Genomic DNA, 18,061 nt, shown 5'->3' with positions numbered 1-18,061 from the left:
ATGTCGACGCACCTGATTACTGGTGCAGGATCCGGTATCGGAGCGGTGCTCGCTCGTCGATTGCTGGACCGCGGTGATCACGTGGTGGCGCTGGCCCGCGATGCGGGGAGAGCCAAACAGATCGCGGCTGAGCTTCCCGGAGCGGCGGTGATCGTTGGGGACTTGTCTCAACCAGGGCGGCTCTCGTGGGCGTTCTCGAAACAGCACTTGCCTGACCGTATTGACTCCCTGGTGCATGCGGCTGGCGTCGTCGACCTCGGCGACGTGGGAGATCTTCCGGCGACGCTCTGGGAGCAGCAGCTTGCGGTGAACCTGGTCGCTCCTGCGGAACTCACGCGATTGCTGCTTCCGGTACTGCGTGTCTCTGAGGGACATGTCGTGTTCGTGAATTCGGGCGCTGGGCTTCGGGCCAATGCTGGCTGGTCGGCATACGCGGCCTCAAAGCATGGGCTGAAGGCGCTTGCAGACGCACTCCGCGCGGAGGAATCAGCGCATGGTGTGCGGGTCACCTCGATCTTCCCAGGGCGCACAGCAACTCCCATGCAAGAGCGTGTGCACCATCAAGAAGGTGCGGAGTACGACGCCGAGCGTTTCATCACGCCGGATTCCGTCGCGACCACCATCCTCACCGCCATTGACCTCCCGCGCGACGCGATCATCACCGACCTCATGGTGCGTCCAGGGCGTTAGACGCTCAGGCGGAGAGCCGCGTGCGGCGCTCGAGCATTCCGCGATCGGCGCGCGTCTGTGGCGGAATAGCAGACAGCAGCGACTGCGTGTATGGATGTTCCGGATGCAGGTAGACCTTCTCGGTGTCTCCGATCTCCACCATGTTGCCGAGGTACATCACTGCGACGCGGTCGGCAATGTGACGCACAAGCGAAAGATCGTGGGCGATGAACACGATGGACATACCCAACCGTTCGCGGAGATCGCACAACAGATCGATGATCTGCGCCCGGATCGACACATCTAGCGCCGAGACAGGCTCGTCGCACACCAAGACATCAGGATCAAGAGCGAGCGCGCGCGCGATGCCGATGCGCTGCCGCTGGCCCCCGGAGAACTGGTGGGGGAAGCGGGAGCCCATTTCGGGGGTGAGCCCTACGAGGTCGAGAAGTTCCGCTACGCGTGCGCTTCTGCTTGCCTGCGTTCCGGAGTGAGTAGCTGCGAGAGGTTCCGCGATGATCTGCTGGACAGTCATTCGTGGGTTGAGCGACATATATGGGTCTTGGAAGACCATCTGCACGCCTTTTCGCAAGATCTTGCGATCGCGCAGGCGCCCCCGCGTGACATCCTGATCTCGGTAGCGCAGGGTGCCGGCGTCCGGCGAGTCGAGACCGACCAGCATGCGCGCGAGCGTGGACTTTCCGCTGCCTGACTCACCGACGATCGCGAGGATCTCGCCCTTTCGAAGCTCCAGATCGACGCCAGCGACAGCGGCAACACGGTGTGCGCGGCGACCGGTGCCGCTTCGGAACGTGCGTTCAAGGCCATGTCCCGCCAAAATCGGAGCGGCGCCATCGTCTTCGGCAGCTGCGCTGACATCGCGCGGCATCGAATTCAGCAGCTGGATTGTGTAGGGGTGCTCTGGCTGGGTGAGTACGTCGTCGGCAGGACCGGATTCCACCACTCGGCCGGTGCGCATGACAGCGACGTGGTCGGCCACCTCCATCACGACGCCGAGGTCGTGCGTGATGAGGAGGACGCCCATGCCGAGGCGATCGCGTAGCGACAGCAGCAGATCGAGGATCTGCGCCTGCACCGTGACGTCGAGGGCGGTGGTCGGTTCGTCGGCGATGATGAGGTCTGGGTCGAGGGCGATGGCCATCGCGATGAGGATCCGCTGACGCTGACCTCCCGAAAACTGATGCGGGTAGTCATGCACGCGCTTTTCTGGGGTGGGGATCCCGACCAGCGTGAGCAACTCGACCGCGCGGGCCTCCGCTTCCTTGCGACTGACACTGCGGTGGGCGCGAATGAGATCAATGATCTGATCGCTGATGCTGAGCACCGGGTTCAGTGCGGAGAGTGCATCTTGCATGACCAAGCTCACTTGCACACCACGAAGTCGACGATGTTGCTCGGGGGAGAGGGAGAGCAGATCGGTCCCGCTCAGGGTCATGGTGCTGGCTTCGACATCTCCGTTCTCGATGAGCCCCATGATCGCTCGAGCGGTCATGGACTTGCCAGAACCGGACTCACCGAGAAGCGCGAACACCTCCCCACGGCGCACCGTGATGTCGATGCCGTCAACGACGCAGTTTCGGCGCCCATCTCCGGTGAGGGTGACGGTGAGTCCCTGAACATCGAGGACCACGGCCTGCTGGGGGGCGGATGTGTTCTCCATGGATGCCATCATGCCAGCTTCCAGGTTCTGAAATGTTTCGAACATGAAACATTTTCGCCGAAAATCACCATAAGAGTTGACATCAGCGCCGATATGCCCGAGATTCGAGGAAATCTCCCGTTCGTCGATCGGGAGTGGCACCCGCATCATCGAACCGAAGGAGCGCATCCGTGCTCGAAGAAGCAGGCCGGTACACCGGCTACACCGCCTACGACTATCTCGAAGCAGGCAAGGACTACCGCGAGTTCAGCTACGCAAAGCAGATCGGCCGCGTGCCGGCCTACGACCTCGGATTGACCGAGGCGCAGCAGGAACGCGCAGAACGTCTGCTCCGCGAAGAGACCGTGATCTCGATGCACGAGCACGTGCAGGTCTTCCCTGAAGACATGGGGGAGCTCCGCGAGCACATCCGTCAGGGCCGCGAACCCACCGCTTACCAGGGCCTTGCCCGCTCTGGTCTGACTGCCGTGTTCGACAACGGTATGGACGGTACCTGCTGCATCTCCAGTGACGCTGGCTGGAAGTACCAGGACGTCTTGTTCGACCTCGGTGTGCGCATGGCTGACCTCGCGCACCAGGACTTCGTGATGAAGGCCGAGTCGATCAAAGATATTCGTCACGCCGCAGAGACCGGACGCGTCGCGCACATCTTCGCTCTCGAGGCATCGACGATGATCGAGAACGAGGTAGACCGCCTCGACGTGCTCTACGGTTTCGGCGTGCGTCAGATGGGTATCGCTTACTCCGAGGCCAACACCCTCGGCAGCGGCTTGAAAGAGCGCGGCGACGGCGGACTCACCTACTTCGGCGAGCGCGCGGTTGAGCGAATGAACAAGCTCGGCATGGCGATCGATATCTCGCACTCCGGCGACCAGACGTGCCTTGATGTGATTGCGCACTCGAAGAAGCCGGTGTTCATCACTCACGCTGGTGCACGTGGTCTGTGGCCGACGAACCGGATGAAGACCGACGAGACGATCATTGAGTGCGCCAAGCGCGGCGGCGTGATTGGTATTGAGGCTGCTCCGCACACGACCATCTCGCCTCAGCACCCGAAGCACTCGCTTGATTCGGTGATGGATCACTTCGAGTACTGCGTCAACTTGGTGGGACTGGAGCATGTGAGCTTTGGCCCGGACACGCTGTTCGGCGACCACGTTGGTCTGCACGACGCGTTCTCTTCGAACCTGTCCCTGGGACAGGCGCATGCCAACGTTGATTACGAGAAGCAGCCGTACGTTGACGGTATTGAGAACCCTGCAGAGGCGTTCTACAACATCATTGGCTGGCTTGTGAAGCACAACTACTCCGACGATGAAATTCGCGCCGTCGTCGGTGGCAACACCATGCGCGTACTCGAGGAGGTTTGGGTCTGATGAAGCACAGAAAATACCTCGCGCTCGGTTCGGCTGCGGCTCTTGCTGTTGGTCTGGTTGCGTGCGCTCCGTCTGCGCCGGAGTCGGGGGAGTCTTCTGGCTCCGCTGGTCCGAGTGATGAGACGCTCAGCATCGGTACGACGACAGATGTCGTGAACTTCAACCCGGTTTTGGGTAACAGCCGGACCGACTCGTGGGTCACCAACTTGATGTACCCGCACCTTCTCAGCATCAGCGACGACGGCAGTAAGGAAGAGCACGTCGCCACTGACTGGGGCTACGTGGATGACACCACGGGGTTCTACGAGATTCGTGACGACCTGACCTGGAGCGACGGAGAGCCTCTCACCGCTGAGGATGTTGCCTGGACACTGAACGCCGTGAAGCGCGATCAGGCCCCTGGTACGTTCTACGGTCAGCTGGGCAACCTTGATACCGCGACCGCAGTTTCTGACACCAGAGTTGAGCTCACCCTCACGCAGCCGGACTCTTCGATCATTGACGAGATCGGTTTCTGGGGTGTGGTTGTTCCGAAGCACATCTTCGAGCCGCAGGGGTCGATTGCCGAGTTCGCGAACGACGGTAGCGATGGCGGTTGGGTCGGTATGGGCCCGTTCGTGATGAGCGACTTCCAGGTGGGTCAGCACTACACGCTGGATCGCGTGGAGGACTACCCGCTCATCGATGGTGGCGTTCCGGGGCCTGCCGAGGTCGTTTACCGCGTCTACCCTGACGTGAACACGGAGATTCTTGCGCTGCAGAGTGGCGAGATCGACGTGATCGCGAATGCGCTCCCGCCGGCACAGGTCGAGCAGCTCAGCACCACTGACGGTCTGCAGGTAATCGAGGCCGCAGGGCTCGGTTACGCGCACCTGGTCTACAACATGGAGAAGCCAGACCTCGCCAAGACGGAGGTGCGTCAGGCGCTCGCCCATGCGGTGGACTACGACGCCATCCGCGCTGTGGTGCTGCAGGGACAGGCTGTTTCGACAGGTTCCAGCGCGCTGATGCCGGTGTTGGCTGACTACTACGACGATTCGATCTCGGAGTACGAGTTCGACCCGGAGTTGTCGCGTTCCCTGATGGAAGACGCCGGCTACACGGAGGGCTCCGATGGCATGTTCCCCCTCTCGTTCCGACTGATCTACTCGCTGCAGGACAGCGTGACCAGTCAGTGGGCTCAGATGGTCAAGGACAGCGCGGCAGAAGCGGGCATCACGATCGAGTTGCAGGGCACGGAACGCAACACGTATCTCTCGATGACCAACGAGGGCGACTACGACATCTACGCGGGCAACTTCGCCATCATGGACGACCCGGTGACGAACTTCGCCCTGTCGTACCTGCCCGGTGGAGCGATCAACTACACCCACGTTGATGACGCAGAGCTGAACGCACTGATCGAAGAGGGCATGGTCACCTTCGAGAAGGACGAGAAGATCGCCCTCATGCAGGAAGCGAACAAGATCGTGCACGAGCAGGTCTACGACAACATTATGTACACGCAGAATCTGTTCTTCGCTGCAAGCGACGAATGGGCCGGCTTCATCTCGAAGCCGAGTGAACTGCTCTCGATCGTGAACCCGCTCTCGCTCGCGAGCGCGTATCCGGTCGAGTAACCCCCACTGAAATCTCGAGGAAGGTCGCCCGGGTGTCCCGAGCATCGTTCATTCTCAACCGCGCAGGTCGAGGTCTGCTCACGATCTGGTTTGCCGTGACCGTGACATTCTTGCTCCTGCGTCTGCTCCCAGGTGATCCAGCGCTTGCGCTGGCTAGTCCGAACATGACGGACGACATCCGGGCGACCATCCTCCAGCAGTACGGCCTGGATCAGCCGCTACTTGTGCAATACGGGCTGTACATGTGGCAGCTGCTCCAAGGCAACCTGGGAATCTCGTTTACCCAGTCGATCCCCGTGACAGATGTTCTTCTGCAGCGGTTGCCATGGACACTGCTGCTGACGATCACCGCACTGCTGTTGACGATCATCATCGGCGTGCCGCTCGGTGTCGCCGCTGCTTCTCACAAGGGTCGCTTCATTGACCGGGCCGTGCAGGTGGTTGGCGTCACCGGCCAGTCCCTGTTTGTCCCCAGCGTGGCGATTCTGCTGCTGTACGTCTTCGGCCTCAACCTTGGCTGGTTCCCCATCGGTGGTGCATATACCAACGGCACTTACGGCCTGGAGTGGTATTTGAGCGTTGCTCGACACCTTGTGCTCCCTGCCGTGTCGCTCATGCTGATCCAAGTGGGTTCCTACGTGCTGACGATGCGTTCCACTCTCATTGAGACGCTCGGCGAGGACTACATCCTTCTTGCGAAAGCCAACGGCATCCGGGGGAGTCGCATCCTCTGGAAGCACGCGCTTCGCAATGCTCTGCTTCCGACGACAACTTTGATCGGTCTGCAGCTGGGGTTCTTGGTGGGAGGTGCCGTGCTCACAGAGACCGTGTTTGCCTACCCAGGCATCGGTCGCGGAATCTACGAAGCGGTTACCCAGCTCGACTTCCCGGTGCTGCAAGGCGCCTTCCTCATGCTCGCCGTCACTGTGGTGGTCGCGAACACGATCACTGACATCATCTACGGCTACCTGGACCCGAGAGTGAAGACCTCATGACCGCGCCGATGCCCTCCTCCGAAGCCCTTCCTCCCCTGGAGCCCATTGCGGCCGGTAGCGAGCGTGCAAGCGCTCACACCTGGCGGGCTTTCCGCCGCGACCCACTAGGAATGATCTCTCTCGGGCTGCTGATCATGCTCGTGATCATCGCCGTGGCTGCACCGCTGATCGCTCCTTACCCCGCCAGCTACGGAACAGACGTCTTGCGTCCGCCGAGCGGAGAGTACTGGTTCGGTACAGACGCGCTGGGTCGCGATGTGTTCTCCGAAGTGATCTGGGGCACACAGCAAAGCATGCTTGTGGCAGTGGCTGCCTCGGTGATTGCGATCGTGTTCGGCACGATCATCGCGGTGGCAGGCGCGTACTTCCGCAAACTCGACACATTCATCAGCGTGATCGTCGATATGACGCTCTCCCTGCCTGTGCTGCCCTTGATGATTCTGGTCGCTGCGCTCGTGGGACCGAGCACGGCCACGATCATCTTCGTTGTCGCTGCTTTCTCTTGGCCAGAGGTCACTCGCCTGGTGCGTTCGCAAGCGCTCACCGTGGTGGGGCTTCCGTACGTGGATGCGTCGCGACTGATGACGACGTCACCGTTCTGGATTATCAGCCGTCACCTTCTGCCGGCGGTGACACCCGTGGTGGTCGTGTCCGTGGTGGTGACAGCATCGCGCGCAGTGCTTTCTGCCGCTGGACTGGCGTTCCTCGGTCTCGGCGATCCGACGACCTGGTCGTGGGGCCGCATCCTTTACGAAGCACAGCAAGCCGGGGCGATGGTGAGTGCATGGTGGCTCACGCTCTTCCCGTCCATCGCGATTCTGATCCTCGTGCTGTCAGCCACGCTTCTCTCGATCTCTTACAACGATGCGCGCAACCCCCGCCATCTCTCCCGATAGGAGCCAGAAATGAACACTTTTGATCAGCGCCTGGCGCCGATATCTTTCGATGGTGTGCAGGCACGAGTGCGTGCACAGATGGCGGAGGAAGGGTTTGATGCGTTCCTGACGGATCATCCAGAAGACATCGCGTACCTCACCGGCTTCTTCCACCACCCGTCGGAGCGCCCTGTCGCCATCTGGATCGACGCAGACGGGCGGGTGGTGATGCTCCTCCCCGAACTGGAGCGGGAGTACGCAGAATCACAGCAGGCGAGAGCCGAACTCGTCGCCTTCTTCGAGTACCCCGGAGTTGTTGCCCCGTTTGAAGTGCTCGCCAAAGCGGTGGCGCCTCGCGGACGAGTCGGGTTCGCCTCGACCATGCCGTATCAGCGACTCGACGCCGCTCGCGCAGCGATGGGACAGGCCGATCTGGTCGGCTCTGACATGCTCTCGCGAGTCCGCTACATCAAGTCGCCCGAAGAAGTGGTGCTCCACCGCGAAGCGGCGCGCGTCACCGATCTGATGCTCGACGCCGGAGTGCAAATGGTGGCGCAGGCCGTTGCCGCAGGGGGTGACTTGCCCACAGAAACGGAACTCGAGCGGCACGTCACGGCAACGGGCACCGGCATCATGTATGCGGAGCATCGCAACGTGGTGGTCGCATCGCTTCTCGCCGGCGGGCTGGTGTACTCCGGAGCGAATTCGGCGTTCCCGCACGGACTCCCGTCCGTGAATCGACTCAAAGCGGGAGATACCTTCATGCTCTCGCTGGGGTGTGCCGTCGGTGGCCGCTTTGTCGAAGGGGAACGCACCTTCGTACTGGGTGAGCCCACGGCAGATCAACGTCGATACCACGACACGATTCACGCCGCACAGCAGCGTGGCAGGGAGACGATTCGAGCGGGCTTGGAGTGCAGGGAAGCAAATCGCCTCTGCCTTGATGTGATTCGCGAAGCAGGGCTCGGCGAGTTCATCCGCCACCGTCAAGGTCACGGAATCGGACTGGGGATGCACGAGGCGCCCTGGCTGGAAGACGGTGATGCGACAGTGCTGGAGGCAGGAATGGTCGTCTCGAACGAGCCAGGCATCTACGTCCCAGGTCATGCCGGATACCGCATCAGTGACAGCATGCTGGTCACCCCAACTGGCGCAGAACCGTTGACCACCTACCCGCGCAGCCTCGACGACTGCACTATCGCGCTGTAACGCGCCCACCTTCGAGAGGGAAAATCATGAGCAACACCCCGCCGGTATCCCCGGAGTTCGCCGCAGCCACCAGCGCATACGAATGGGTGGAGATCAATGGAAACCACCTGGCCGTGGAGGTCCTTGGCCCCGAGGGCGCACCCGTGATCATCACGCACCACGGGGCCCCAGGGCTCGGATCCCGCGCGGAACCGAGAGCGAGTTTCGGGCGCCTCGCCGACGAGTACCGCGTGGTTGTCTTCGACGCCCGCGGCAGCGGCCAGAGCGAAGGCGAAGGCATTTACAGTCACGAGCAGTGGGCGGCAGACATCGACGGTCTCCGCGAGTGGATCGGCGCAGAGAAGATCGTGATGGCGGGTGGTTCTTATGGCGGCTTCATGTCGATGGAGTACGCGCTGCGCTACCCCGACCGTGTGACGGCGATCGTCTTGCGAGACACCTCAGCTGATAATTCCAACGGTCACCTGGCGCGGGAGAACGCGTTGGCGTCCGACCGTGTTTCGATCGACATGGAGAAGTTCGACCGCATCGATGTCGGCGAGGTGTACGACGATGAGGACCTCAAGGACTGCTGGCGGGAGATCTTGCCACTGTACGACTTCACCTACGACCCAGACGCGGTGGAGCAGAAGGTGCAAGCGACGCCTTACCGATACCGTGCGCACAACTACGCCTTCTCCGTAAACCTGCCGAACTACGATCTGAAGCCGCGGCTGCACGAGATCAGTGTGCCGACACTCATCACCGTGGGTCGTACCGACTGGATCACGCCAGTATCGTGTAGCCAGACGATCGCCGATCTCATTCCTCACTCCGAGATGGTGGTGTTCGAAAAATCGGGACATTCCCCGCAGATCGAGGAGGCAGAAGCGTGGACAAAGACGGTGCGCGCGTTCCTGCACAAAGTGCAGCCACCGATCGGATGAGCCGCGGCGACCTCGGCAAGGAAGTGAAAGATCTCGATCGACGCATCGTCGTCGCGTTGCAGCAGGATGGTCGGGCGAGTTGGACGGCCATTGCAGACTTTGTCGGAGCTTCAGTGTCGACGGTGACTCGCCGCGGCCAGCAACTGTTGGCTGAAGGGGTAGTCAGCGTCGGCATTGTGCCGACGTTGGGCAGTGAGGGACACGTTGAAACGTTCTTTGTGCGCATCAACTGCACGCCTGGAGCACAGCTGACGGTCGCACAGGCACTGATTGGATCGCCCTACGTGCGATTCGTCACACTTGTCACGGGAAAGTTCGATGTCTTCGCCGAGGTCGTCATCCCTGGGGATTCGGCGACATATGCCCATGTGCTGACAGACCTGCAAGCAATTCCCGGGGTAGAGCGCTGGCGCAGCGACCTGGTCGTCCACACCTACAAGGTGAGTTTTGACTGGGGGCGGCAACTGTACGACGCGCATGCCGAGGTCAAAAACGATCCACAGTCGTATATGCCGGCACCGAACACGTGTGACCCGACGCACTTCGATGACGCGGATAAAGCAATCGTTGAAGAGCTGCGTCACAACGGACGAGCGTCCTTCCAGTCGATCGGCAACAAGCTTGAGATGAACGAGAGTAGCGTTCGTCGTCGCTACGAGCGCATGCGCAATGCTGGCTGTCTCACCACCGTCACGACGGTGCCTGCTTCGGCGTTGGGGATGAGTGCCGAGACGCTGCTTATTCTTCGCGTCGAGCCATCGCGCATGGCCGCCGTCGCGCAAACACTCGCGCAGCATGTGTCGGTGCGGTTCTTGGCTGCGGCGCTGGAGGAGAACTCGCTCTACTGCGAGATTATTCTGCCCAGCACCGAGACCCTGCACGACTTTTTGACTGGCACGATCGCGCATCTCAAAGGAGTGCGCGGCTGGAACGCCGCGATGGAACTGGTGTTCATGAAGCGTGGGTTCATCGAGACCCCGTGGTGGCGGTCTCAAGTGGCTCTAGCTGGTGCCGCCGACTCCAATTCATAGCGGTGGATATATTCCTCCCGCGATGTCAAGGGCCTTCCCAATGTCGGAGGTATGTCGCACTCTCTCTATAGAGAGAGTCCTGGAGGACCCCAGATGAATCAAGTTACGGATCCGCGCTTTGTGCTCAACCGCATCACAGCGTCGGAGTGGGTAATCAATGACCTTCGATACGCCTCTAACGATCCGCGCCACGTCGTCGCCTGCGTTTACGAACTCGCGGAGACAGAAGTAGAGGTCACCTGGCTGCGTGATCTTCCGCTGGCGACTCGCTATGGCACAGCTTTTGATGTGCTCGCAGACCTGGAGCGGATGGATGGGGCCCACCCCTCGACGCGTCCTGTGACTATCTCGGAGAACCCGCCGCTGTTGACGACATAGCGCGCTTTAGTTCGGAGGGCGGTGGCACTTTACTTTGTAAAGTGCCACCAGTACCGTTACGGGCATGAGCGCAGAACGTGAATCTCGCGCCTCGCTTCTGCGTATAGGGGTCAGAATCAACGCGGTGCTCTCGTTGCTGATGGGAGTGCTGTTCGTCGTTGCAGCTTCGGCGATCGCCGACGTGATCCGACTCGACATCGACTACTGGATCGTGGTCTTCGGTTTCGTCCTGATCGGACACGCAGTGGCCCTGGTCTTGATCCAGAAGACGAGCAACCTGGTGCGCTGGACCTGGGTAAATCTAGCTATCATCGCGCCGTACTCACTCGTGATGATTTCGCTTGCTATCGCGGTGGTCGAGCCCGCAGACGGAAAAATGCTTGTCGCTCTGGATGGCATCTTGGTCGGCGCGGTCGCCGTTCTGCAGTTTTTAGGTATCCGCAGTGCCGCGGCACCGAAACGGGAGCTCAAGCGGTCGTCGTGACGCACACGAAGGTTCTCCCCGCAACGAGTGGGGGAGAACCTTCGACGTTGTTGGCGTCAGGCGGGGGAGTCGGATTCTGTGTCTGACTCGGCGGCAACGCGATCGGCCTCAGCGCTGTCTACCTGAGCGTCATCGACATCTTGGTCAAGAACTCGCTCACCGTCGACCTCTTGCGTTGGTACGTCGGGCTGGTCGTCGCCGTGCGAGTGGGGAGGCACCGGGGGGAAGATGGGGTTCGACATGTTCGCATCCTTTCGTCGGAATGCGCTCAAGATACGACGGGTTCCTCCGTCAGACGACCGCCTTGACTGTGCTCCACTGCCGCGCTAGTCGCCCGCGCGGCGAGTGCGGCGGCGCTCAACGAATCTTCCGCTGGCCTGTCGAGTAACCGTGTGAGGTCTGAGGTTTGAGCGCTTAAAAAGTCGTGTCGAACGGCGGTGGCTATTGATGCGATCATCGGAGGCTGGAACGGGAGAAGGCGCGCGTCAGAGAGCAGTCGTTGCCGGTACTCCTCCATGGTGATGCTGTGGTGTGTTGCATGGAGCGCCGCAGCCACGTCATTCGCGGTGATCAGGTCGCCGACGAGTTCGTAGGTCGATCCCACATGGGCACTCGGCTGCATCGCTACGACGGCGGCGACCGCTGCGAGGTCGTTGCGGGTCGGTGCCGCCAGGGCACCTGATCCGAAGGCCGATTCAATACCGTCAGGTCCCCACATCAGCATGGCGCCGAACAGCTCGGCATAGAGGCCGTTTCGCAGTATGGTCCAGCTCAGTCCACTCGACCGCAGCATCCGTTCTGTCGCGCGGTGCGCGAGAGTGAAACCGAGGTGGTCACCCGACGTCGTCACGCTTGTGTAGACGACATGGCCGACGCCATCACGGATCGCCGCATCGATCGCCGCACGGTGACGAGCGATCACCCGATCGTCCTCTGCGTATCCGGCTGAGACGAGCACAAGCGTCGTCACGCCGTTGAAATCAAGCGAGTCTGGTGCGTCGAAGTCGACGTATCGCTGTTCACCGTCAGGCGTGCGCGTGCCCCCTGTGGCGGCCGCGCCGCGCTCGGCCAGCGACTGGAGGATGAGAGTGGCGAGTTGTCCATTAGCGCCGGTGACCAGAATCATGGTGTTGTCTCCTTAGGTGGTTCTCTTTCGTAACTACCCCTAGCCTGAGAGGGACCATCACAACGCACAAGAAGGCACTTTCATGTCATTGACGCACACGGATGTAACCGCTGGCCCCGCGCAGCTCGACCCGTGTGGTCACGCAGAGCAGGTGGACTGTGGGATCCGCGATGTTCTTGACAGGGTCGGCGACAAGTGGTCGGTTCTGGTAATCGTCGAGCTCAGTAACGGCACACGGCGGTTCAGGGAGCTTCAGCGGGCGATCCAAGGAATCTCGCAACGGATGCTGACCCTCACCGTGCGCCGACTAGAGCGTGATGGCTTGGTGTTGCGCACGGTCTACCCCACGGTGCCCGCGCAGGTCGACTACCGGCTCACCGAGACGGGGGAGAGTATCTCTCATCTCGTCAGAGCGCTGGCTGACTGGTCGATCGAGCATCGAGACGCGATCGCGCTCGCGCGCCGTACTTACGATGCGCAGCACCCAGATAACGAGATTCGGTGACAGTCCGCTAATACAAAAAAGCCCCCGGGTGACCGGGGGCTTAATGGTGGACCTGAGGGGACTCGAACCCCTGACCCCCTGCATGCCATGCAGGTGCGCTACCAGCTGCGCCACAGGCCCAAAATGCCGCTCCACATGAGCCGGAGCAACTTGAAAAGAATACTACAAGACTCTGCACAAGCACCAATCCGGCGAGCGCAGCCGGGAGTGTCGAGACCGAGGTGGAACAACGACGAACGAATCCGGGTTCCTCTCTGCGTGAGTGTTCTGGAAAGCGTGGTGATTGGTGCAGGGCAGGCCGGTCTGTCGGCGTCTTTTCATCTCGCGAGGTTGGGCGTCTCGCATGTGGTGCTTGATGCCGGTGATGGCCCTGGCGGAGCGTGGCAGTACCGGTGGGACGCGTTGACGATGAGTGATGTGCACGGCGTCGCGGAACTGCCGGGAGACGCCCCGCCGCCGCGCGACGACGCCCGCGCGAACGTTGCGGTGCCCGCCTACTTCGCGGGCTACGAGCAGAAGCATGCTCTGCCGGTGATACGGCCAGTGCACGTCACACGGGTCGACGACTGGGATGGGGTGCTCAGGGTGACCGCCACGGAGGGGGAGTGGTGGGCGAAGACGCTCGTCAATGCGACGGGTACGTGGTCGCGACCGTTTGTGCCGCGCCTTCCTGGTGCGGAAGCGTTCAGGGGTGAACAGTTCCATACTGTCGATTACCCTGGCCCCTCGCATTTCATAGGCAAACGTGTGCTTGTCGTTGGCGGCGGCGCATCGGCAGTGCAGTTTCTCGGAGCGCTTGCCCCTCTGACGGAGACCGTGTGGGTAACGCGTCATGAGCCGGTGTGGCGGAGCGACGACTTCACCCCAGAAGCGGGGGCCGCTGCTGTCGCTCTTGTGGAGCGGCGGGTAGCGGCGGGGCTACCGCCGGAGAGCGTGGTGAGTGTGACGGGACTCATGCTTCGTCCTCAGGAACGTGCCGCCGAGCGTCTGGGCGCTTATGCCGCCAGAAGGTCGATGTTTGAGCGCATCGAACCCGATGGTGTCCGGTGGCCAGATGGCAGCTTCGCACGGGTAGACGCCATCCTGTGGGCGACCGGCTTCCGACCTGCGATCGCTCATCTTGCTCCGCTGCACCTGCGCGGTTCAGCTGGTGGTATTCGCCTGGACAGGAATGGCAGAGGGACGACAGCCGTGGTCGATCCGCGCGTGCAGATGGTCGGGTACGGACCGTCGGCCAGCACGATCGGCGCGAACCGCGCTGGGCGGGTAGCGGCGAGCGCGGTTCAGCGTCTGCTGTCCTCTCCTGCGGCGACGCTCACCAGCGGTTGATGGCTTCTTCCGCAAAGCCTTCGATGCCGTCGACGCGCACCTGCGCGCCGGTGTCATCGTGCACCCAGCCGCTCCACACGCCGAAAGACTGTTCGATGCGGCTGGAGACGAGGAGTGCATTTGTGTGGGTGCGCTTCTCATAAAACGGAGTGAAGGTGAGGTCAGCAGTCGTTCCGTGCACCCGCCACGGGTGCATGAGCCGCTGGAGGTCGTACTCCCAGACCAGATCTTCACTGATCTTTGACAAGTGCCCGTCGACGAGAACCGCATTCTCGGTTGCTCCTGAACCGTCAGTCCATTTCGAGCCCAACTGCAGCCCGACAACTCGGCCATCGACGGTGCCGCTGCCTGCGGCCCAGTTCCATCGAACGCGGTAGGGCCAGCGCCCCCGGCCATGATCGAGTACCGCCCAGCTGTCGGAGGGGAGCTGGTGGGTGACACCGTCAATGGTGATGCGCCCGGTCGTTGGGCGTGCCACATCCTTCACGGTGTACTGGAACCTTCGTACATCAGCGCGGAGCCGCCAGGGAACGAGAACGCCCAGTGACTCATGTCCTGCCGGCCGACCAGCAAGCATGTCGAACGACACCCGTGGTGCAAAACCGCGCAGGCGAGTCCCGCCGATCGACTCTTCAATGTCGAGAGTGATTCGTCGTGTTCGCGCACGCGCTGGCCCCTTGCCGAGTGAGGCGGGCAGCGTTGCGCTGGCACCTCCGGGGGCGATCACCGTCGAGCCGATGTCTTCGCCCGTCGCTCGGTCAAGTACCCAGACCTCGTGCACCGCCATGTAGTCGAGGCTCGAAACGGTGAGAGCAACGATGTGCGATGGCGTCATCACATTCCAGTACTCCCACCGCTTGTTGCGGCCCCAATGCCCGCGACCTGGGAGGCCGGAGGTGTCGAGTAGCGGTGTGCGAGACCAGCCCAACGCGTCAGGGTTCAGGGCGCCGTCTGCGTGGAGAAGCGACGTAGGCGCGGTGATTTCGCGCTCGATCATCGATGCGGGCATCTTTGTCCTGCTGTCAGAGAGAAGGCCATTCGGGTCGGCCTTGCTACGTCGAGTGTAGACGACAGCACACAGACGTTCTCAGCGCCGACGTCTGATCCGGCGCGTAGGGTGAAGGTATGTCGCGCACTATTGTTTTTGGCGGCCACGGCCGCATCGCCCTTCTGCTCACTCCGCTGCTTGTCGCGCGAGGCGACGAGGTAACCAGCGTCATCCGCAACCCGGATCACGCTTCAGACGTCGAGGCGGCCGGTGCTACGGCACTCGTTGCCGATGTCGAAAATATGAACGTCGATGCCATCGCCGAGATCGTCAGCGGACACGACGCCGTTGTCTGGTCGGCCGGTGCTGGCGGGGGCTCGCCAGAGCGTACCTACGCTGTTGACCGTGACGCGGCTCAGCGTTCGATGGATGCAGCCGTGCGCGCAGGCGTGCAGCGTTACGTGATGGTCTCCTGGCTCGGATCCAAGGCCGATCACGGTGTGCCTGAAGACGACTCTTTCTTCGCCTACGCAGACGCCAAGTGGGCAGCAGACGAGCACCTTCGCGGTACAGGTCTCGACAGCACGATTCTGGGACCAGGAGCGCTCACCCTCGACGACCCGACGTCGAAGATCCAGATCGATCCTGATGGCCGTGGCTCGGTGTCGCGCGCCGATGTGGCGGCAGTTATCGCGGCATCGCTGATCGAGCCCTGCACGATCGGTCAGACGATTCGTTTCGGCAACGGTGAAGACGGATCGGCTGTGCCGATCGCTGACGCGCTCGCCTGCTAAGACGCTGCCCATCACGCACACCATGGGTCATCACCGCTGGCGAGGCGCAGCCGCACTTGTCGTTGCCGCGCTGGCCACCGTGTGCGTCTCGTCCGTCGCGGCGGCGGCGCCCTCCGGCGTCGTCGCCGCCCCTTCCCAGACGTCCAAAGAGAGCGTCGTCGCGGATCGGGCGCAGGCTCTAGCGGAAGAGATGACGGTTGCGGAGCAGGCTTCGACTGTGGTGATGGGCCACGTCGCAGGAACGGACCCGGCTGCCTTGCGGGCGTACATGGAATCCGGGCTTGGCGGGTTCATCATCATGGGTTCCAACGTCCCGTCGTCGGAGACGGAGTTGCAGGCCCTTACCGCAGCGCTCACGACAGACCCCTCGCTGCCGCCGCTTATCGCGGTCGATCAGGAGGGCGGCATCGTCTCGCGTTTGAAGGGAGATAATTTCGCTGCTTCCACGTCGCTGAAACAGCTTCCGGTCGCCGACACCACGACGGCTTTCCTCGCACGAGGCTCTCAGGTGGCCCGAGCGGGGATCAATGTGAACTTCGGAACAGTGGCGGATTACACCGCCGACACTGGCTCTTTCATCTATGGTCGTGCTCTCGGGACGAACGCTGCAAGCTCCGGCAAACGGGTGGCAGCAGCGACGGCGGCGCAAGAACAGTTCGTCGCATCGACTCTGAAGCACTTTCCCGGCCACGGCGCAGCTCCCGGAGATTCACACAGCGCCATCCCGAGCACGACGATGAGCCTCGCGGACTGGCGCGAATCAGCGGCCATTCCATTTGCCGACGGTATTGACGCGGGCGCATCGCTGCTGATGTACGGGCACCTGGCGTATTCGGCTGTCGATCCTCTGCCGGCGTCGCTCTCTGCGACCTGGCACGAAATCGCGAGAGACGAGCTCGGATTCACCGGAGTAGCCGTGACAGACGACCTGGGCATGCTGTTGTCCTCTGGCGACCCGGCCTATGCGGATCCGGTCGCGAATGGCGTCGCCGCCGTTGCGGCAGGCAACGACCTGGTGCTGATGATCGCGGGTTCTGATGCGCAGACTGCCAGCGAGATGGCGGCAGGAATCGCGGCAGCGGTCGATGGTGGAACGCTCCCGGAGGAGCGGCTCGAAGAAGCGGCTACTCGCGTCTTAGGTCTGCGGTTGGAGCTTTCGGCGGCTACCGCTCAGTGGACGATCTGCGCCGATTGCGAGCCGGTCGACTGACGCGCGTGCCCCGCTGTGGCGGTCTCTCCGAGCCAGGCATGCAGCAGGGCCATCCGAAGGGCGGCGCCTCTGTCTGCGAATTCTCGTTGCCGACGCACGTACTCCGCCTTACCTTCCGCCGTTTCGATAGGAACGGGCACGACATTCCACGGGGAGAGGTCGTATGGCGCCGCCTGCATGTCGAGTAGCCGAATGTCGCGCGCGAGTTCGAAGGAATCCAGCAAGAGATTTCCCGGAATGAGTGGTCCGAGTTTTGTCGCCCATTTATAAAGATCCATGCCGGCGTGCAAGCATCCTGGCTGCTCGAACAGCGGCTGTTCTTCGCGACTGAGCGATGTGCGGTTGCGCGGGACGGCCTCCGGGGTGAAGAACCGAAAAGCATCGAAGTGGGTACAGCGCAGATCGTGGCCCTCGACCACCCGGTCTGTGCCGGCCTGCCCGAGCCGCAATGGCACCGCATGTCGATGCTCGTCTGCGCGATAAACCATCGCCCACTCATGCAACCCAAAGCACCCGAACTGACCTGGCCTGGATGCTGTTCTGCGCAGCATCCGTTCGATGAGGCCGGCGAGTTCAGACTTCTCCCTGGCAAACACGCTCGCATCTGGCGCCGCACTGTCGTCTCGCGTGCCTGGGACATACCAACGCCATGCAAGTCGGTCGGTAGCGTCCGCTAATTCGACGCCCGCGCCGGGGTGCCAACGTCTGAGTTGTGAGGGTTTATAGGAGTAGTAGGTGAAGAGAAAATCCCACACGGGATGCTTCTCACCCCGCGCAGCACGTTCGCGGTGTGCAGCGGTGAGTTCGTCTGCACGCTCGCGATGCTCGTACTCGAATCGTGCCCAGTCTTGCCGTGCTATGGGCAT

The 18,061-nt window shown here is 62.0% G+C and carries 19 protein-coding genes and 1 tRNA gene; 14 read left to right on the top strand and 6 right to left on the bottom strand.

All coding sequences use genetic code 11. The features are described 5' to 3' along the window. Entirely contained in the window at window positions 1-690 is a 690-nt protein-coding gene (locus tag AB0O87_RS11440) for an SDR family oxidoreductase (protein WP_363515698.1), read from the top strand. Window positions 691-694: 4 nt separating this feature from the next. On the opposite strand, the gene AB0O87_RS11435 is transcribed toward AB0O87_RS11440, so the two are convergent. Further along, window positions 695-2,395, bottom strand: a complete 1,701-nt coding sequence (locus AB0O87_RS11435) for an ABC transporter ATP-binding protein (RefSeq protein WP_363515695.1) — start codon at window positions 2,393-2,395, stop codon at window positions 695-697. Between the two features lie 125 nt (window positions 2,396-2,520). On the opposite strand from AB0O87_RS11435, the gene AB0O87_RS11430 reads away from it, so the two are divergent. The 9 genes from AB0O87_RS11430 to AB0O87_RS11390 all read left to right on the top strand — a co-directional run bounded on the left by AB0O87_RS11430 (window position 2,521) and on the right by AB0O87_RS11390 (window position 11,243). After that, window positions 2,521-3,726, top strand: a complete 1,206-nt coding sequence (locus AB0O87_RS11430; protein WP_363515693.1) for a membrane dipeptidase — start codon at window positions 2,521-2,523, stop codon at window positions 3,724-3,726. Then, entirely contained in the window at window positions 3,726-5,345 is a 1,620-nt protein-coding gene (locus AB0O87_RS11425; protein ID WP_363515690.1) for an ABC transporter substrate-binding protein, read from the top strand. Before AB0O87_RS11430 ends, AB0O87_RS11425 begins: the two co-directional genes overlap by 1 nt. A gap of 32 nt (window positions 5,346-5,377) precedes the next feature. Next, window positions 5,378-6,340, top strand: a complete 963-nt coding sequence (locus AB0O87_RS11420; protein ID WP_363515687.1) for an ABC transporter permease — start codon at window positions 5,378-5,380, stop codon at window positions 6,338-6,340. Further along, complete coding sequence (locus tag AB0O87_RS11415) at window positions 6,337-7,236, top strand: ABC transporter permease (protein ID WP_363515684.1); 900 nt, start codon at window positions 6,337-6,339, stop codon at window positions 7,234-7,236. The genes AB0O87_RS11420 and AB0O87_RS11415 overlap by 4 nt, the downstream gene beginning before the upstream one ends. Window positions 7,237-7,245: 9 nt before the next feature. Next, window positions 7,246-8,424 carry a Xaa-Pro peptidase family protein gene (locus tag AB0O87_RS11410; RefSeq protein WP_363515681.1) on the top strand — a complete coding sequence of 393 codons (1,179 nt, stop codon included), beginning with the start codon at window positions 7,246-7,248 and terminating at the stop codon, window positions 8,422-8,424. 26 nt (window positions 8,425-8,450) lie between these two features. Next, complete coding sequence (locus AB0O87_RS11405; protein WP_363515678.1) at window positions 8,451-9,350, top strand: alpha/beta hydrolase; 900 nt, start codon at window positions 8,451-8,453, stop codon at window positions 9,348-9,350. Then, on the top strand, window positions 9,296-10,381 hold the full coding sequence (locus AB0O87_RS11400) for an Lrp/AsnC family transcriptional regulator (RefSeq protein ID WP_363515675.1): 1,086 nt from the start codon (window positions 9,296-9,298) through the stop codon (window positions 10,379-10,381). The genes AB0O87_RS11405 and AB0O87_RS11400 overlap by 55 nt, the downstream gene beginning before the upstream one ends. 93 nt (window positions 10,382-10,474) lie before the next feature. Beyond that, window positions 10,475-10,759, top strand: a complete 285-nt coding sequence (locus AB0O87_RS11395; protein ID WP_363515672.1) for a hypothetical protein — start codon at window positions 10,475-10,477, stop codon at window positions 10,757-10,759. 64 nt (window positions 10,760-10,823) lie between these two features. After that, the gene (locus AB0O87_RS11390; protein WP_363515669.1) at window positions 10,824-11,243 is read left to right on the top strand and encodes a hypothetical protein; all 420 of its coding nucleotides are present in this window, start codon (window positions 10,824-10,826) and stop codon (window positions 11,241-11,243) included. Window positions 11,244-11,299: 56 nt separating this feature from the next. Here AB0O87_RS11390 and AB0O87_RS11385 read toward each other — a convergent pair whose 3' ends face one another. Together AB0O87_RS11385 and AB0O87_RS11380 are read right to left on the bottom strand one after the other, a co-directional pair. Beyond that, window positions 11,300-11,485 carry a hypothetical protein gene (locus tag AB0O87_RS11385; RefSeq protein WP_363515666.1) on the bottom strand — a complete coding sequence of 62 codons (186 nt, stop codon included), beginning with the start codon at window positions 11,483-11,485 and terminating at the stop codon, window positions 11,300-11,302. 26 nt (window positions 11,486-11,511) lie between these two features. Continuing rightward, the gene (locus tag AB0O87_RS11380; protein ID WP_363515663.1) at window positions 11,512-12,369 is read right to left on the bottom strand and encodes an NAD(P)H-binding protein; all 858 of its coding nucleotides are present in this window, start codon (window positions 12,367-12,369) and stop codon (window positions 11,512-11,514) included. Window positions 12,370-12,451: 82 nt separating this feature from the next. On the opposite strand from AB0O87_RS11380, the gene AB0O87_RS11375 reads away from it, so the two are divergent. Continuing rightward, window positions 12,452-12,874 (top strand): helix-turn-helix domain-containing protein, encoded by a 423-nt coding sequence (locus AB0O87_RS11375; RefSeq protein ID WP_363515660.1) that lies wholly within the window; start codon window positions 12,452-12,454, stop codon window positions 12,872-12,874. A 44-nt stretch (window positions 12,875-12,918) separates the two neighbouring features. On the opposite strand, the gene AB0O87_RS11370 is transcribed toward AB0O87_RS11375, so the two are convergent. Beyond that, window positions 12,919-12,994: transfer RNA gene (locus AB0O87_RS11370), tRNA-Ala, on the bottom strand. Window positions 12,995-13,132: 138 nt separating this feature from the next. On the opposite strand from AB0O87_RS11370, the gene AB0O87_RS11365 reads away from it, so the two are divergent. Then, complete coding sequence (locus AB0O87_RS11365; protein ID WP_363515657.1) at window positions 13,133-14,203, top strand: NAD(P)-binding domain-containing protein; 1,071 nt, start codon at window positions 13,133-13,135, stop codon at window positions 14,201-14,203. Here the strand turns inward: AB0O87_RS11365 and AB0O87_RS11360 are convergent. Beyond that, entirely contained in the window at window positions 14,190-15,212 is a 1,023-nt protein-coding gene (locus AB0O87_RS11360; RefSeq protein WP_363515654.1) for a DUF2804 domain-containing protein, read from the bottom strand. The genes AB0O87_RS11365 and AB0O87_RS11360 overlap by 14 nt on opposite strands. Window positions 15,213-15,328: 116 nt before the next feature. Here AB0O87_RS11360 and AB0O87_RS11355 point away from each other — a divergent pair, with 116 nt between their 5' ends. Next, on the top strand, window positions 15,329-15,985 hold the full coding sequence (locus AB0O87_RS11355) for an SDR family oxidoreductase (protein WP_363515651.1): 657 nt from the start codon (window positions 15,329-15,331) through the stop codon (window positions 15,983-15,985). A 22-nt stretch (window positions 15,986-16,007) separates the two neighbouring features. Further along, a complete protein-coding gene (locus AB0O87_RS11350) occupies window positions 16,008-17,195 on the top strand; it encodes a glycoside hydrolase family 3 N-terminal domain-containing protein (protein WP_363515648.1) in 1,188 nt (395 codons plus the stop codon). Here AB0O87_RS11350 and AB0O87_RS11345 read toward each other — a convergent pair. Next, a complete protein-coding gene (locus tag AB0O87_RS11345; protein WP_363515645.1) occupies window positions 17,156-18,061 on the bottom strand; it encodes a 3-methyladenine DNA glycosylase in 906 nt (301 codons plus the stop codon). The genes AB0O87_RS11350 and AB0O87_RS11345 overlap by 40 nt on opposite strands.

Origin of the sequence: Microbacterium sp. NPDC076768 (genome assembly GCF_040687205.1) — a bacterium.
Classification (GTDB): Bacteria; Actinomycetota; Actinomycetes; order Actinomycetales; family Microbacteriaceae; genus Microbacterium.
This window is presented reverse-complemented; position numbering and strand designations above follow the sequence as displayed.

What these genes read in the sequence shown, in the direction of transcription:
- AB0O87_RS11440 (WP_363515698.1), top strand. Translation starts at nt 1, where the DNA reads ATGTCGACGCACCTGATTACTGGTGCAGGATCCGGTATCGGAGCGGTG.
- AB0O87_RS11435 (WP_363515695.1), bottom strand. Translation starts at nt 2,395, where the DNA reads ATGTTCGAAACATTTCAGAACCTGGAAGCTGGCATGATGGCATCCATG.
- AB0O87_RS11425 (WP_363515690.1), top strand. Translation starts at nt 3,726, where the DNA reads ATGAAGCACAGAAAATACCTCGCGCTCGGTTCGGCTGCGGCTCTTGCT.
- AB0O87_RS11415 (WP_363515684.1), top strand. Translation starts at nt 6,337, where the DNA reads ATGACCGCGCCGATGCCCTCCTCCGAAGCCCTTCCTCCCCTGGAGCCC.
- AB0O87_RS11410 (WP_363515681.1), top strand. Translation starts at nt 7,246, where the DNA reads ATGAACACTTTTGATCAGCGCCTGGCGCCGATATCTTTCGATGGTGTG.
- AB0O87_RS11405 (WP_363515678.1), top strand. Translation starts at nt 8,451, where the DNA reads ATGAGCAACACCCCGCCGGTATCCCCGGAGTTCGCCGCAGCCACCAGC.
- AB0O87_RS11395 (WP_363515672.1), top strand. Translation starts at nt 10,475, where the DNA reads ATGAATCAAGTTACGGATCCGCGCTTTGTGCTCAACCGCATCACAGCG.
- AB0O87_RS11390 (WP_363515669.1), top strand. Translation starts at nt 10,824, where the DNA reads ATGAGCGCAGAACGTGAATCTCGCGCCTCGCTTCTGCGTATAGGGGTC.
- AB0O87_RS11385 (WP_363515666.1), bottom strand. Translation starts at nt 11,485, where the DNA reads ATGTCGAACCCCATCTTCCCCCCGGTGCCTCCCCACTCGCACGGCGAC.
- AB0O87_RS11380 (WP_363515663.1), bottom strand. Translation starts at nt 12,369, where the DNA reads ATGATTCTGGTCACCGGCGCTAATGGACAACTCGCCACTCTCATCCTC.
- AB0O87_RS11375 (WP_363515660.1), top strand. Translation starts at nt 12,452, where the DNA reads ATGTCATTGACGCACACGGATGTAACCGCTGGCCCCGCGCAGCTCGAC.
- AB0O87_RS11360 (WP_363515654.1), bottom strand. Translation starts at nt 15,212, where the DNA reads ATGCCCGCATCGATGATCGAGCGCGAAATCACCGCGCCTACGTCGCTT.
- AB0O87_RS11355 (WP_363515651.1), top strand. Translation starts at nt 15,329, where the DNA reads ATGTCGCGCACTATTGTTTTTGGCGGCCACGGCCGCATCGCCCTTCTG.
- AB0O87_RS11350 (WP_363515648.1), top strand. Translation starts at nt 16,008, where the DNA reads ATGGGTCATCACCGCTGGCGAGGCGCAGCCGCACTTGTCGTTGCCGCG.
- AB0O87_RS11345 (WP_363515645.1), bottom strand. Translation starts at nt 18,061, where the DNA reads ATGCCCATAGCACGGCAAGACTGGGCACGATTCGAGTACGAGCATCGC.